Source organism: Burkholderia sp. 4NA327C6 (genome assembly GCF_005502655.1).
Taxonomy (GTDB): Bacteria; Pseudomonadota; Gammaproteobacteria; order Burkholderiales; family Burkholderiaceae; genus Burkholderia; species Burkholderia contaminans.
Window position 1 is genome coordinate 37207 of the sequence record NZ_SCNZ01000015.1, and the last position, 13551, is coordinate 50757.

13 protein-coding genes are annotated in these 13551 nt (G+C 68.8%); 8 read left to right on the top strand and 5 right to left on the bottom strand.

The features are described from left to right. Window positions 1–34: 34 nt before the first annotated feature. Complete coding sequence (locus tag FFS49_RS17100) at window positions 35–1372, top strand: MFS transporter (RefSeq protein ID WP_071333080.1); 1338 nt, start codon at window positions 35–37, stop codon at window positions 1370–1372. A 134-nt stretch (window positions 1373–1506) separates the two neighbouring features. Here FFS49_RS17100 and FFS49_RS17105 read toward each other — a convergent pair whose 3' ends face one another. Together FFS49_RS17105 and FFS49_RS17110 are read right to left on the bottom strand one after the other, a co-directional pair. After that, window positions 1507–2514, bottom strand: coding sequence for a 3-hydroxybutyryl-CoA dehydrogenase (locus FFS49_RS17105; RefSeq protein ID WP_105817206.1), 1008 nt, complete (start codon window positions 2512–2514; stop codon window positions 1507–1509). After that, a complete protein-coding gene (locus FFS49_RS17110) occupies window positions 2511–3635 on the bottom strand; it encodes an NAD/NADP-dependent octopine/nopaline dehydrogenase family protein (protein WP_105817207.1) in 1125 nt (374 codons plus the stop codon). Before FFS49_RS17110 ends, FFS49_RS17105 begins: the two co-directional genes overlap by 4 nt. Window positions 3636–3791: 156 nt before the next feature. Here FFS49_RS17110 and FFS49_RS17115 point away from each other — a divergent pair, with 156 nt between their 5' ends. Next, window positions 3792–4766, top strand: coding sequence for an AraC family transcriptional regulator (locus tag FFS49_RS17115; protein ID WP_105817208.1), 975 nt, complete (start codon window positions 3792–3794; stop codon window positions 4764–4766). Beyond that, on the top strand, window positions 4763–5797 hold the full coding sequence (locus FFS49_RS17120; RefSeq protein WP_071333084.1) for a LysR family transcriptional regulator: 1035 nt from the start codon (window positions 4763–4765) through the stop codon (window positions 5795–5797). Before FFS49_RS17115 ends, FFS49_RS17120 begins: the two co-directional genes overlap by 4 nt. Window positions 5798–5865: 68 nt before the next feature. On the opposite strand, the gene FFS49_RS17125 is transcribed toward FFS49_RS17120, so the two are convergent. Continuing rightward, window positions 5866–6984: a porin gene (locus FFS49_RS17125; RefSeq protein WP_105817209.1), complete on the bottom strand. Its 1119-nt coding sequence runs from the start codon at window positions 6982–6984 to the stop codon at window positions 5866–5868. A 410-nt stretch (window positions 6985–7394) separates the two neighbouring features. Here FFS49_RS17125 and FFS49_RS17130 point away from each other — a divergent pair, with 410 nt between their 5' ends. Together FFS49_RS17130 and FFS49_RS17135 are read left to right on the top strand one after the other, a co-directional pair. After that, window positions 7395–8792, top strand: a complete 1398-nt coding sequence (locus FFS49_RS17130; protein WP_105817210.1) for an MFS transporter — start codon at window positions 7395–7397, stop codon at window positions 8790–8792. A gap of 168 nt (window positions 8793–8960) precedes the next feature. Further along, window positions 8961–9938, top strand: coding sequence for a PDR/VanB family oxidoreductase (locus FFS49_RS17135; protein WP_105817211.1), 978 nt, complete (start codon window positions 8961–8963; stop codon window positions 9936–9938). Between the two features lie 98 nt (window positions 9939–10036). On the opposite strand, the gene FFS49_RS17140 is transcribed toward FFS49_RS17135, so the two are convergent. Further along, window positions 10037–10957, bottom strand: coding sequence for a LysR family transcriptional regulator (locus FFS49_RS17140; protein ID WP_105817212.1), 921 nt, complete (start codon window positions 10955–10957; stop codon window positions 10037–10039). A gap of 138 nt (window positions 10958–11095) precedes the next feature. Between FFS49_RS17140 and FFS49_RS17145 the strand changes: the two genes are divergently transcribed. Together FFS49_RS17145 and FFS49_RS17150 are read left to right on the top strand one after the other, a co-directional pair. Further along, entirely contained in the window at window positions 11096–12379 is a 1284-nt protein-coding gene (locus FFS49_RS17145; protein WP_039364111.1) for an aromatic ring-hydroxylating dioxygenase subunit alpha, read from the top strand. Then, entirely contained in the window at window positions 12376–12879 is a 504-nt protein-coding gene (locus FFS49_RS17150) for an aromatic-ring-hydroxylating dioxygenase subunit beta (protein WP_039364109.1), read from the top strand. The genes FFS49_RS17145 and FFS49_RS17150 overlap by 4 nt, the downstream gene beginning before the upstream one ends. Here FFS49_RS17150 and FFS49_RS17155 read toward each other — a convergent pair. Further along, window positions 12854–13123 carry a hypothetical protein gene (locus tag FFS49_RS17155; protein WP_137910138.1) on the bottom strand — a complete coding sequence of 90 codons (270 nt, stop codon included), beginning with the start codon at window positions 13121–13123 and terminating at the stop codon, window positions 12854–12856. The genes FFS49_RS17150 and FFS49_RS17155 overlap by 26 nt on opposite strands. Here FFS49_RS17155 and FFS49_RS17160 point away from each other — a divergent pair. Then, window positions 13116–13502 carry a tautomerase family protein gene (locus tag FFS49_RS17160; RefSeq protein WP_105817213.1) on the top strand — a complete coding sequence of 129 codons (387 nt, stop codon included), beginning with the start codon at window positions 13116–13118 and terminating at the stop codon, window positions 13500–13502. The genes FFS49_RS17155 and FFS49_RS17160 overlap by 8 nt on opposite strands. Window positions 13503–13551: the final 49 nt, after the last annotated feature.

Sequence of the window (13551 nt, forward strand, 5' to 3'; positions counted from 1 at the left end):
CGGCACGCGCCTGCCTCCCCCTTCAGAGTCCGCCATGTATCCGACCGACACCGTGCAATCCCCGAGCGCCGCCCGGCCGCTCGCCGACCGGCAGCTGCGCCGGATCGTCATCGCCTCCGTCGCCGGCAACGCGATGGAGTGGTACGACTTCTTCGTGTACGGCACGGCCGCCGCGCTGGTATTCGGCCACGTGTTCTTTCCGCCCGGCGCATCGCCGCTCGCCGGCAGTCTCGCCGCGTTCGCGGCCTTCGCGCTGGGCTTCGTCGCACGGCCGCTCGGCGGGATCGTGTTCGGCCACGTCGGCGATCGCTACGGGCGCAAGGCGTCGCTCGTCTGGACGCTGCTGATCATGGGCGCATCGACCTTCGCGATCGGCCTGCTGCCGACCTATGCGCAGGTCGGCTTGTGGGCACCGGCCGCGCTCGTCGTGCTGCGGCTGCTGCAAGGCATCGCGTCGGGCGGCGAATGGGGCGGCGGCGTGCTGATGATCAGCGAGAACGCACCGCCGGAACAGCGCGGCTACTACGCCGCGTGGAGCCAGCTCGGCGTGGGCGGCGGCTTCGTGCTGTCGTCGGCCGCGTTTCTCGCCGCGCAGGCGCTGCCGGCCGACGCGTTCCGCACCTGGGGCTGGCGGCTGCCGTTCCTCGCGAGCGTCGTGATCTTCGCGATCGGCATCTACATCCGCCGCCATCTGCCGGAAAGCCGCGACTTCGAGCAGGCCGGCAAGCGCGGCGCGCACACGCACCTGCCGATCGTCGAGTGCATCCGCCGCCATCCGAAGGAAATCCTGCTCGCGATGGGGCTGCGCGTGGCCGAGAACGGCGGCGCGTACATCTTCCTCGCGTTCTCGCTCGTCTACGGCAAATACGTCGGCATCCCGAACGGCGTGATGCTGACCGGCGTGATGATCGCGATGATCGTCGAGATGGGCGCGATGCTCGCGTGGGGCCGGCTGTCCGACCGGATCGGCCGCAAACCCGTGTACCTGATCGGCGCGCTGAGCCTCGTCGCGTGCGCGTTCCCGTTCTTCTGGCTGCTCGACACACGCGCGACGCCGCTCGTGTGGCTCGCGCTCACGGTCGGCACCGCCGTGAGCCACGGCGCGATGATCGGCACGCTGCCCGCGCTCGTCGGCGAGCTGTTCAGCACCGAGGTGCGTTACTCCGGTGTCGCGCTCGGGCATGAAGTCGCATCGATCTTCGCGGGCGGGATGTCGCCGCTGATCGCGACCGCGCTGCTCGTGCGCTACCAGGCGTCGTGGCCCGTATCGCTGTTCCTCATCGCGCTCGGCCTCGTGACCGTCGCGACGCTGTGCGTGATGCGCGAGACACACGTCGCGCCCGACGCCGGCACGCGTGGCGATACGGCGTGAGCGTGCTGCACGCGCGGGCCGCATCCGTGCCGTCGCCGTTTCCGGCGGGTATGCGGCTCACCTGCTCTCGGTGCCACGTGCGCGCTATCGTGGCACCGCGAGCGCGCGCGGCCGGGTGGTCCGCGCGACCAGCACTACTCGCGCGGGTCGCGCCGCCCGCCGTCGAACACCGGCGCCAATCCCAGGTGATCGAGCAGCCGCGCGAATTCGCCGAGCCGCTGCCGCATGTACGCGGGCACATCCACGTTCGCATAGTCGTGGAAGCCGGCCCCCGTGCGCACACCGTCGCGCCCGGTTTCCATGTTGCGCACGACGCTCGCGGCCGGCGCGAAGCGCGGGCCGATCTCGCCGGCCAGGTACTTCGACGCGTAGTACAGGATGTCGCAGCCGCCCCAGTCGATGAATTCGAGCAGCCCGAGCACCGCGAAGCGCGGGCCGAAACCCGTGCGGATGGCCGTGTCGATATCCTCCGCGCTTGCAACACCCTCTTCGACCATCCGCGCGGCCTCGTTCATCGCGAGCGCCTGGATGCGCGGCACGATGTAGCCGGGCGCCGGCCCGCAGATCACCGGCTTCTTGCCGACGCGCTCGAGCAGCGCGGCGAGCGCATCGACCACCGACGGGTCGGTTGCGTCGCTGCGGCTGATCTCGACGAGCGGCATCAGCAATGCAGGGTTCAGCCAGTGCGCGTTCAGCATCCGTTCGGGGTGAACGACATGGCGCTGCAATGCGGTGACGACGAACGTCGACGTGGTCGACGCGATCGTTGTGCGCGCATCGACATGCTCGCCAAGCCAGCGCAATGCGCCGGCCTTTGCGTCGAGCACCTCGGGCAGCGCCTCGAACACGACCTCTGCATCACGCACGGCTTCCGCAGCGCCATCCCGAGAAACGATCTCGATGCGCGAGACGACCGTCTCGGCCTGTGCGGCATCGATGCGGCCAAGCGCGACCTGCGCGTGCAACGGCCTCGCGATCTCGTCTCGCGTGCGATCGTCGAAGGCGCGTCGGCCAACCGCATCGCGCCGCTTGAAGTCGATCAGCGTCACGTCGAGCCCCGCGAACGCGAACACGAGCGCGATCCCCTGCCCCATGCGCCCCGCGCCGAGCACGTGCACGCGCGTCAATTCGGCCGCGCTCATGCTGAAACTCCTCTGACGCCCGTGACGCCCGCGTCGAGCAGCGCACGCATCGCGTCCTTCGACAGCGCCGCAATGCCGAGCCGCTCCAGCGTGCGCCCTTGCGCATACAGGTCGCGCTCCGCAACCGCACTCGCGATGCTCAGCAGCCCCTGCGCAACCGGCGTCGGCACGCCGGCCCAGCGCCCGCACGACACGATGAACGACAGCCCGAGCCGGGTGTCCTCGAGCATGTAGCGATGGGTACGCAAATCGATCTTCTCGCGCCAGTCGCCGCTATCGGTCAGCTTGCCGTGCGCGCCGCGCCCGTACATCCATTCGTCGCCTTCGGTCGCATAATGATCCGCGAGCGGGTAATGCGGCGCACGGTAGCCGAGCGCGTCGCGCACCGCGATGCGTTCGGCGTCGAGCGCATTCGTCACGCGGCGGATCGACGGCTGCGTGCCTTCGTTGTGGATGTCCCATGCGTCGAAGTGTTCGAGCGGCCCGGCGTTCATCAGGATCAGCGGCGGATGGATCACGGGCCCCGCGTTCATCAGCGCGCCGGACAACGCATCCTCGACCGGCTCGACCGACGGATAGCCCGCGCGCAGCACGTCGAACGCCCAGCCGGCCGCATTCGCCGGCAACACGCCGGTCGGCAAGCGCGTTGCATACGCGCTGATCACGACGTCGTTGTCGCCATGCTTGCGCACGAGGTACGGCAGCGTGCCCGTCTCGGCGAATGCGACGCGCGAACGGTTGCCGGCCTCGGCCGCCGCGCGGGCGAACACGAAGCTGCCGAACGTGCCGGGCGGCAGGAACACGACCTGGCCATCCTCCAGCAACGGCGCAACCTGCGCGGCGAGCGCGTCGTGCGACGTGGCGGGCAGCGGCACCACGACGAGCTGCGCGCCGCGCAGCGCGGCCGCGAGATCGCCGGCCACGCGGATCGCACCCGGCGCATCGCCGAGCGGCACCGCGCGCTTGCCGCGATAGTCGGTCACGTTCAGCACGCCCAGCTCGCGCAGCCGCGCATGCGGCTCACGGTCGCGCCGCCACCACGTCACGTCATGGCCCTTCTCGAGCAGGTCGATCGCCGCCGCATGGCACCCATGGCCGCCGCCCAGAACACATACCTTCATCGTCTTCTCCCGGTGATTGAGTGTTTCCCAGACTACGCGGCAGCTTTCACCGCGTCGCTTCAAAACGCGCAACGGCGCGCCCGTTCGCGCAACGCAATCGCGGCAATGTGCACGCCGCTGCGCCCGCCGCATCTGCATCCGCTATGAGGTTCGTGAATGGATATCGCCCTGTCCCGCCATGCGCCGAACCGGCTCGGCACGCTGCATGCCCCCGATGAAGTCGAACGCGCGGTCGCGCACCGCCTCGGGCCACACCGGATGGCCGCGCGCGGCCTCGATCCGTTTCATGCGGAGCTGTATGAAGTGCCGCTGCATCACGGCGCGCTGCTCGAACTCTGCTACGGCCGCGAAACGCGCATCGATTTCGGCGACGACGCCGAGCACTTCCTGTTCAGACTGACGCTCGCCGGTGCATGCGAGCTGCAGGCCGGCAGCGTCGTCGCGCGCGCCGGGCCCGGCGAGCTGACCGTGTCGTCGCCAGCACTCGCGAGCCGCCTGAGCACGAGCCCGGATTGCCGCAACCTCGTGCTGCGGCTCGAACGCGGCGCGCTCGAACGCAAGCTGCAGCACATGCTGCAGGCCACGCTCACGCGGCCGCTGCAGTTCGACCTTGCGGCCGGTGGCGCCGGCGCGGGCGCCGCGCTGCTGCTGCCGACCTTCGAATACCTGTGCCGGCTCGGCGCACAGCCGGGCATCGGCACCGCCGCGACGACCTTCGGCGCCGACCTCACCACGTGGCTGATGTCGCTGCTGCTCACGCACCTGCCGCATTCGTACAGCGATGCGCTCACGCGCGGCACGCCGCCGCTGCCGGCACACGTGCGGCGCGCATGCGATCACGTCGACGCGCACCTCGGCGAACCGCTCGCGCTCGCCGCGCTGGCGGCCGTCGCGGGCGTCGCGCCGCGCACGCTGCAGCACGCGTTCCGCGCATTCCTGCACACCACGCCGGCCGCGTATGTGCGCGATCGCAGGCTCGCCGCCGTGCACGCGGCGCTGCAACGCGGCGACGCGCGCAGCGTGACCGACGTGCTGATCGCACACGGCATCCATGGCTTCGGCCATTTCGCGAAGGCATATGCGCGGCGGTACGGCCACGCGCCTTCCGTCACCGCGAGGCAACCCCGATGACGCACTCTGCACCCGGCCGCCCGGCGGCCCCGGCCCGCAACGAATCCGCACCGCACGACACCGACCCGTCCGAACTGCGCGTGCAGGATCTCGACCTCAACTTGCTGAAGACGTTTCGTGCCGTGTACGAGGAGCGGCACGTCGGCCGCGCGGCGCTGCGGCTCGGCGTCACGCAGCCGTCCGTCAGCTACGCGCTCGGCCGGCTGCGGCTGATGTTCCGCGACGCGCTGTTCGTGCGCACCGGCACCGGCGTCGAGCCGACGCCGCGCGCGCAGCGGCTCGCGCTGTCGGTCGACAAGGCGCTCGCGATCCTGCAGGACGTGCTCGACGAAGGCTCGCGCTTCACGCCCGACAGCACGCAGCGCGTGTTCCGCCTGCACATGAGCGATTTCGCGGCGAGCGCGTTCCTGCCGACGCTGCTTGCCGCATTCGACCGCCGCGCGCCGGGTGCGGTGATCGAGACGCTGCACGTCGACGAATGCCAGCTCAACGTCGCGCTCGAATCGGGGCGGATCGACTTCGCGCTCGGGCATTTTGCCGACGCGTCGAGCCACTTCCAGCGCACCGCGCTGCTGCACGAGCGCTGCGTGCTGCTGATGCCGCGCCGCACCGCGCAGCGCGTCGCGCTGCCCGACGATTACGTGCTCGATGGCGACGCGCCCGAGACGCTGCGCTTCGTCGCGGTCGCGTCGCATCCGCAATCGATGCAGCTGCTGGAGCGGCACGGGCTGATGCCGCGCGTGCGCGCGGCGCTTCCCGATTTCCTGGTGGTGCCCGCGCTGTTGCAGGACGGCGACTATGCGCTGATCCTGCCGGAGACGATCGCGATCACGTTCGCGGCGAGGCAGCCATGCGCGCTGTACGAGATCGCCGGTGCGGGCGAATGGGCCGTCAACGCATACTGGCATCGGCGCTTCGACGCCGACCCCGGCCATCGCTGGCTGCGCGCGCTGCTGCTCGAACTGTTCAACATCGGCGAGCTGGCGCCGTTCGACGCATGGCTCGCGCCGCAACCGCCCGCCTGCGCGTAGCGGCACAAGCGGGTGCGGATGCGCACGCAGGCGCGAGGCGGCCAAAGCGACTGAATCGACTGAAGCGTTCAGAACGACGTGAGGATGCCCGCGACGATCGAACTCGCGGTCGCGCCCGGCTTCGCGACCGCGACGCCGCCGCCGGCCGCGCCGTTCACGACGAAGCGTGCGTGCGCGCCGTTGCGCACCATCGCGGCGCCCGTGTACAGCACGGTGCGCTTCGACAGCGGATAGTCGAAGCGGATGCCGTACGAATCGGCGTTGCCGTCGCTGTCCGCGACCTTGCGGTAATGGCCGACACTCAGCAGCAGCGACGCACGCCCGATCGGCACCGTCGCGCTCAGTTCCATGATGTCGCTGTGCGGATACGCGCTCTGGCTGTCGATCGCGGTCGCGACGTCGGGGCCGCCGCGATGGCGCAGGTACAGCGCGGCGACCTTCACGACGCGGAAATCGTACGAAATCGCGCCCAGCGTGTAGTTGCCGTTCGCGGCCGGGCTCGTGTCGCCGAGCGCGGCCGCAGCCACCGGGCTGAACTTCTGCTGCATGTAGTCGACGTCGACCGACAGGCCGCCTTGCACGTAGTTGAGCCCCGCGCCGTACGTATCGCCGAGCGTCGCCGGCTGGCCGGCCGCGCCGTTGGTGCCGCGCGCGGCCATCGCCCTCAGCATGAAGCCCGCCGCGCGCGGCGACGTGTAACGCATCGAGTTGCGCACGCGCAGGAACGCGGGCCCGACGAAGTTGTTCGTCGCGTTGCCCCACGCGAGCCCCGCGCCGAGGCCCGGCAGGCTGTACGTGACGAGCGTCGTGTGCAGGATCGTGTAAAGCTCGCCGAACTGCACGCCACCGAACGGCCCCGTGACGCCGACCCACGCCTCGCGGCCGAACAGTGCGCTGCCGTTCGACAGTGCGCCGCTTCCCGCATTGAAGCCGTCTTCCAGCTTGAAGATCGTCGCGTAGCCGCCGCCGAGATCCTCGACACCCTTCAGCCCCCACTGCGACGCCCACAGGTTGCCGCTGCCCATGCGCGTCACGTGGTTCGGCCCGGCGTTCGCGTATTCGATCGCGGTGTCGATGCGGCCGTAGAGCGTCACGCTCGATTGCGCGAATGCGGGCAGCGCCGCGCAGGCAAGCAGCGCGGCAAGCGGTACGGCAAGCCGGTCGGCCCGCCCGTTCGGTTGGTTCATCGTCGTCGTTCCGTAGAGTTTGCGGCGCCGGTCGGCATCGCGCCGCGTGGCATGAAGCGCGTTCGCCGCAAAGGGCCAACGCTGCCGATCAAAAACGGGCCGAGTCTAGGAACGACAATTTCGGACGTCGACGCAATGCGCTCTATAACGCTTATAGATGCGCCGCATGATGCACGCGCGCACCGCCGCAGGCGCGCTGCGCGGCGGCCGGCGCGCGAGACCCTGGTGTTTTCTTTATCCGGGTCGGTAAATGCCCGTGTGGCGCGGCTGTCACTCCGGCTATGGCGGCCGGATTTGACCGACTACGCTGCGTCTCCGACACGTGCCCCCGCACGCGTTCGCGCCGCGACGGCGCCCGGCCCGCCAGGCCGCTGCCGCGCGTTTCCACCGCCCGCTCCTGGAGAATCCGCATGTCCGCATCCACGGCCCGCGCTGCCGACGGCAAGCGCTATACGTACGAATGGTATGTCGTCGTCATCTGCATGCTCGCGTACGTCTTTTCGTTCGTCGACCGCCAGGTCCTCGTGCTGATGATCGAGCCGATCAAGCGCGACCTGCAACTGTCCGACACGCAGTTCAGCCTGCTGAACGGTTTCGCGTTCTCGCTGTTCTATGCGGTGATGGGGCTGCCCGTCGCCTATCTCGCCGATCGTTACGCGCGGCCGCGGATCATCTCGCTCGGCATCGCGCTGTGGAGCGTCGCGACCGCCGCGTGCGGGCTCAGCCAGCATTTCGTGCAGATGTTCATCGCGCGAATGGGCGTCGGCGTGGGCGAAGCCGCGCTATCGCCCGGCGCGTATTCGATGCTCGCCGACTACTTCCCGAAGGAAAAGCTCGGGCGCGCGATCGCCGTGTATTCGCTCGGCTCGTTCATCGGCGGCGGTGTCGCGTTCCTGATCGGCGGCTACGTGATCGCGCTGCTCAAGCATGCGAGCGCGTTCACGCTGCCGGTGGTCGGGCAGGTGCATGCGTGGCCGGTCACGTTCCTGATCGTCGGGCTGCCGGGGATCCTCGTGGCACTGCTGTTCGCCGCGACCGTGCGCGACCCGCAACGCAAGGGGCTCGCGCAGGATCGCTCAGGCGCCGTGCGGCGCGTGTCGATGCGCGATTCGCTGCGCTTCGTCTGCACGCATCGCGCGACCTTCTCGTGCCACTACCTCGGCTTCTCGTTCTACGCGATGACGCTGTACTGCCTGCTGAGCTGGACGCCCGCGTTCTATATCCGCCGCTTCGGAATGACGGCCGTCGAAGCCGGCTACACGCTCGGCATCGTGCTGCTGGTCGCAAACACGGCCGGCGTGTTCTGCGGCGGCTGGCTCAACGACTGGCTGCTCAAGCGCGGCCGCAGCGATGCGCCGATGCGCGCCGGCGCGATCGGCGCCGCGTGCATGGTGATCCCCGCGACGCTGTTCACGCAGCTCGATTCGCTGCATGCGTCGCTCGCGATGCTCGTCGTCGCGATGTTCTTCGCGTCGTTCCCGATGCCGACGTCCACCGCCGCGATGCAGACGCTCGCGCCGAACCAGATGCGCGCGCAGATCTCCGCGCTGTTCCTGCTCGTGTCGAACCTGATCGCGCTCGGGATCGGCACGACCGTCGTCGCGCTGTTCACCGACCGCGTGTTCGGCGCGCCGGCGGCGGTCGGTCATTCGATGTCGATCGTCAACGTCGCGGCGGCCACGCTCGCCGCGCTGCTGCTCGCCGCCGGGTGCCGGCACTATCGCCGCAGCCTCGATCGCGAACGCGGCCATGCGTCGGCCGCCGCGCCGCACGCGGCCGACGCGGGCAACGCGATCGCCGCGCGCTGAACATCGGGCGCAATCAGGCGCAATCGTACCGCCCGACCATCATCCATCCCGCTGATTCAGGCATCGCTTTTTAATCGATTTGATTTATGCGATGCCCGTCCCTATTCTCGATCGCATGACGGTGCGGTATTTGCCGCGCCGCTTTCCTCCTACCCCACGGATTTACCCATGCAAGCGAACCGCCACCAAGTCCGGATCGACGCGCTGATCGACGCGGCGCAGGACATCCGCTGTTTCCGGGTTTCGCGCGTCGACGGCCAGCCGTTCGACGCGTACGAACCCGGCGCCCATATCGACGTGACCGCGCCGTCCGGCGTCACGCGGCAATACTCGCTGTGCGGCAACCCCGACGAGCGCGGCAGCTACCTGTTCGCGGTGAAGAAGGAAGCGCAGTCGCGCGGCGGCTCGCGTTCGCTGCACGACGACGTGCAGATCGGCGCCGAGCTGTCGATCGGCGCGCCGCGCAACCTGTTTCGTCTGACGGATAGCGCGAGCGAGCACGTGCTGATCGCGGCCGGCATCGGCATCACGCCGCTGCTGTCGATGGCGTATGCGCTGCACAAGCGCGGCGCGCGCTATCGGCTGCACTACTTCGCGCGCAGCCGCGAACATGCGGCCTTCGTCGACGAACTCGCGGCCGAGCCGTTCGCGTCGCACGTGACGTTCCACTACGGCGTCGAGCCCGACGCACTCGCGGCCAAGCTGGGCCGCTGCGTCGATTCGGTCGACGCGCACGCCCACGTCTATACGTGCGGCCCGGGGCCGTTCATGGATGCGGTCGTCGCGGCGGCCGCGGCGCGCTTGCCTGAAGATTCGATTCATCTCGAACGCTTCGCGGCGGAACCTGCTGCTGCCGTTGCGGGCAACACGGATGCCGGCGCCGGTTTCGAAGTGCGCCTGCAGCGCAGCGGGCAATCGGTGCGCGTCGCGCCCGACACGTCGATCGTCGACGCACTCGCGCGCATCGGCATCGAGGTCGACACGTCATGCGGCGAAGGCGTGTGCGGCACCTGCATGGTGCCCGTGATCGACGGCGAGCCCGATCATCGCGACCATTGCCTCAGCAAAGCCGAGCGCGCGAGCAACACGGTGATCTGCTGCTGCGTGTCGCGTGCGCGCTCGGCGGTGCTCGTGCTCGATCTCTGACGCGCGCGGCACTGGCCCGACACGTCGTGCGCCGTCGAAGCACGCGACGACCGCCACCGGCAACGCGCGCCTCCAACGCGTTGCCCCATGCTCACCGGTCAAGCATCGTCGAACCGCGCGACGAGCTCGGCCAGCAACGCGCGCATCCACGCGTTGCCTTCGTCTTCATGGAAATGCTCGTGCCAGTGCATCGTCACCGGCGCGGGCGGCAGCGTGACGGGCAGCGCATAGAGGCGAAACGCATTGTCGCGGTTCAGGATCTGCGCGAGCCGCTTCGGCAGCGTCGCATAGAGATCCGTGACCGACAGCACGCTCGGCAGCGCGACGAAGTGCGGCACTTCGAGCGCGATGTTTCGGCCCACGCCCTGCGCGCGCAGCGCATCGTCGAGCGCGTGGTGGCTGTGCTCGACCGATTTCACGTTGACGTGCGCGGCGCGCACGAACTGGTCGAGGCTCAGCGCGGCGCCGCTCGGCACCCCGCGCCGGCGGCCCGTCATGCATACGTAGGTTTCCTCGAACAGCGTCTGGTGACGCGTGCTCGGCATCAGCTCCGGCAGGTTGCCGATCGCGAAATCCAGCCGGCTCGCGCGCAGCGCTTCCTCGATCTCCTCCACCGGCAGCGGCTGCACGCTCAGCGTCACGCGCGGCGCGCGCTCGCGCAGCGCCTGGCAGATCGCCGGCAGGTACGCCATCTCGCCCGCATCCGACAACGACAACCGGAACGTGCGTGTGCTGGTGGCCGGGTCGAAGCGCTCCGCGTAGCGCAGCGCCACGCGCACCATGTCGAGCGCCTTGCCGACGATCCCCGCGAGCTCGAGCGCGACCGGGGTCGGCTGCATGCCCGAGCGCGTGCGCACGAACAGCGGATCGTCGAACAGCGTGCGCAGCCGGCCGAGCGAATAGCTGACGGCCGGCTGCGACAGCGCGAGCCGCTCGCCGGCCTTCGTCAGGCTGCGTTCCTCGACGATCGCCTGGAATACGCGCAACAGGTTCAGATCGAGATGATCGACCGATGTCATCGTAGCCTCAATCATTTGCCGTATTTATTAACGAGCCAATTTTAGATCAATTTGACGGATATGTAGTGGAAGACGAGACTGGGTACTCGACACCGCGCGCGACGCGGCCCGATTTCGCGACTCTTTCCCCACACAACGATGAGCGACATTTCCTACCAGACGATCGACACCAGCGCGTTGCATGGCCTTGCGCAACCCGACCGCATCGCGCCCGCGATGTATCACGATCCCGCGCTGTTCGAAGCCGAGCTCGACCGCATCTTCTACCGCACCTGGATCTGGGTCGCGCACGAAAGCGAGCTGCCGAACCCGGGCGACTTCATCACGACGACGATCGGCCGGCAGCCGGTGATCGTCGTGCGCGACAAGACCGGAGAGATCAACGTGCTGCAGAACCGCTGCCGCCATCGCGGCGCGACCGTGTGCGAATCGCACAAGGGCAACGCGAAGGGCTTCACGTGCCCGTATCACAGCTGGTCGTACGCACTCGACGGCACGCTGCGCGCGCTGCCGTACGGCGACGGCTACGAAGGCGTGTGCGAGAAAGGCGACCTGCCGCTCGTGAAGCTGCGCGTCGGCGTGTACCAGGGGCTGATCTTCGCGAGCTTCAACGACGACATCGAACCGCTCGAGGATTTCCTCGGCGGCGCGAAGCCGTGGATCGACCTGTTCATGAAACAGGGCGCCGGCTACCCGATCAAGGCGAACGGCGAGCACAAGTTCAAGTTCAAGGGCAACTGGAAGATCCAGCTCGAGAACACGACCGACCTCTATCACTTCCCGGTCGTGCACAAGTCGTGGATGAAGTCGATCGACGACGAGACGGCCGCCGCAATCACGAGCTTCATGACGAGCGAGGATGCGTTCTGCCGCGGGCTCGGCAACGGCCACAGCCTCGCGGTGCTGATGCCGGAGCTGATCGACCTCGACGAAGACGACGGTGCGCCGCTGCCCGAGCGCTTCGCGCCGCTCGCGGCGAAGCTCGCCGAGCGCCATTCGCCGGAACAAGTGCGCCGCATCGTGCGCTCGCTGATGGGCGTCGGCTTCAACCTGAACCTGTTCCCGAACCTCGCGCTGTCGATGGCGTTCTTCCGCGTGCTGCGGCCGATCTCCGCGAACGAAACCGAGATCCGCCATGTTGCGCTCGCGATGGACGGCGGCCCCGACGAAGCGAACCGCGAGCGGCTGCGCATTCACGAGCACTTCCAGGGCCCGTTCGGCTTCGGCAGCCCCGACGACGCGGAAGCATGGGAGCGCGTACAGCGCGGCGCGCACGCAGGCCCCGACGTGCCGATCCTCGTGAATCGCGGGCTGAACCGCGAGACGACCGCCGCGAACGGCGAAAAGACCGCCCATGCGACCGACGAGACCGGCATGCGCGAGGCCTACCAGCAATGGCGCAAGATGATGGAGCAACAATAATGGACGACCGCAACGCCCTCTTTTCCGAGCAGACCTTCGCCCGCGCGGTCGAATTCGTGTGGCGCGAAGCCGAGATGCTCGACCGCCGCGACTATCGCGCGTGGCTCGACCTGTGGGATCCCGCCGGCCACTACGTGGTGCCGATCGATCCCGACACGACCGATTTCGCCGCGACGCTGAACTACGTGTTCGACGACCAGGACATGCGCGAGAAGCGCGTGCAGCGGATGGTGTCCGGCTATTCGGCGTCGGCGACCGACGCGGCGCGCACCGTGCGCACCGTGTCGCGCTTCACGCTGGAAAGCGGCAGCGCCGGCACCGTCGAGCTGAAATCGGCGCAGGTCGTCGTCGCGTACAAACGCGGCGTCGCGACGCTGTTCGCGGCCGATGTCACGCACAAGCTGCACGTCGACGCCGAAGGCGAGATGCGGATCGCCGAGAAGGTCGTGCGCCTGATCGATTCGACCGAAGCGCTCAGCGCGATCGGCTTCCTGCTGTAAGCGGCCGCAGGTTCGCCATCGCCAGCGCAACGGTGAGCAGGCCACCTTCACCTGTGAGCGACCACCGGTTCACCACCGCCCACGCAACGGTGAGTCGGTCACCTTCACCTGTGAGCACCCACCGGTTCACCACCGCCAACGCAACGGTGAGTCGGTCACGTTCACCTGTAAGCACCGACCGGTTCACCGCCGCCAACGCAAAGGTGAGCCGGTCACCTTCACCTTTCCCGACGACCATGCCCACACTCGAAGTTTTCCTGCCGACCGGTCATGACGACACCCGCAAGGCCGAACTGATCGCACGGCTGACCGGTGCGACCGTCGAATCAATTGGCGCACCGATCGAATCGGTGCGCGTGCTGCTGACCGAATTGCCCGCGACGCACATCGGCCTCGGCGGCCGCAGCGCCGCCGACGGCGCACCACCATCGCTGCCCGTGATCGTCGCGATCCTGATCGCCGGCCGCACCGACGAGCAGAAGCGCGCGCTGATCGCCGCGCTGTCGGAGACGAGCGCCAGCGTGCTCGACGCACCGCTGCAAGCCACCCGCGTGATGATCAAGGACATCCCGAACACCGATTTCGGCATCGGCGGGCAAACCGCACGGGCGCTCGGGCGCTGATCATGCGCTGCGCGCGTGCCTGCCCGCTCATGCCCCGCGGCCGCCGGGC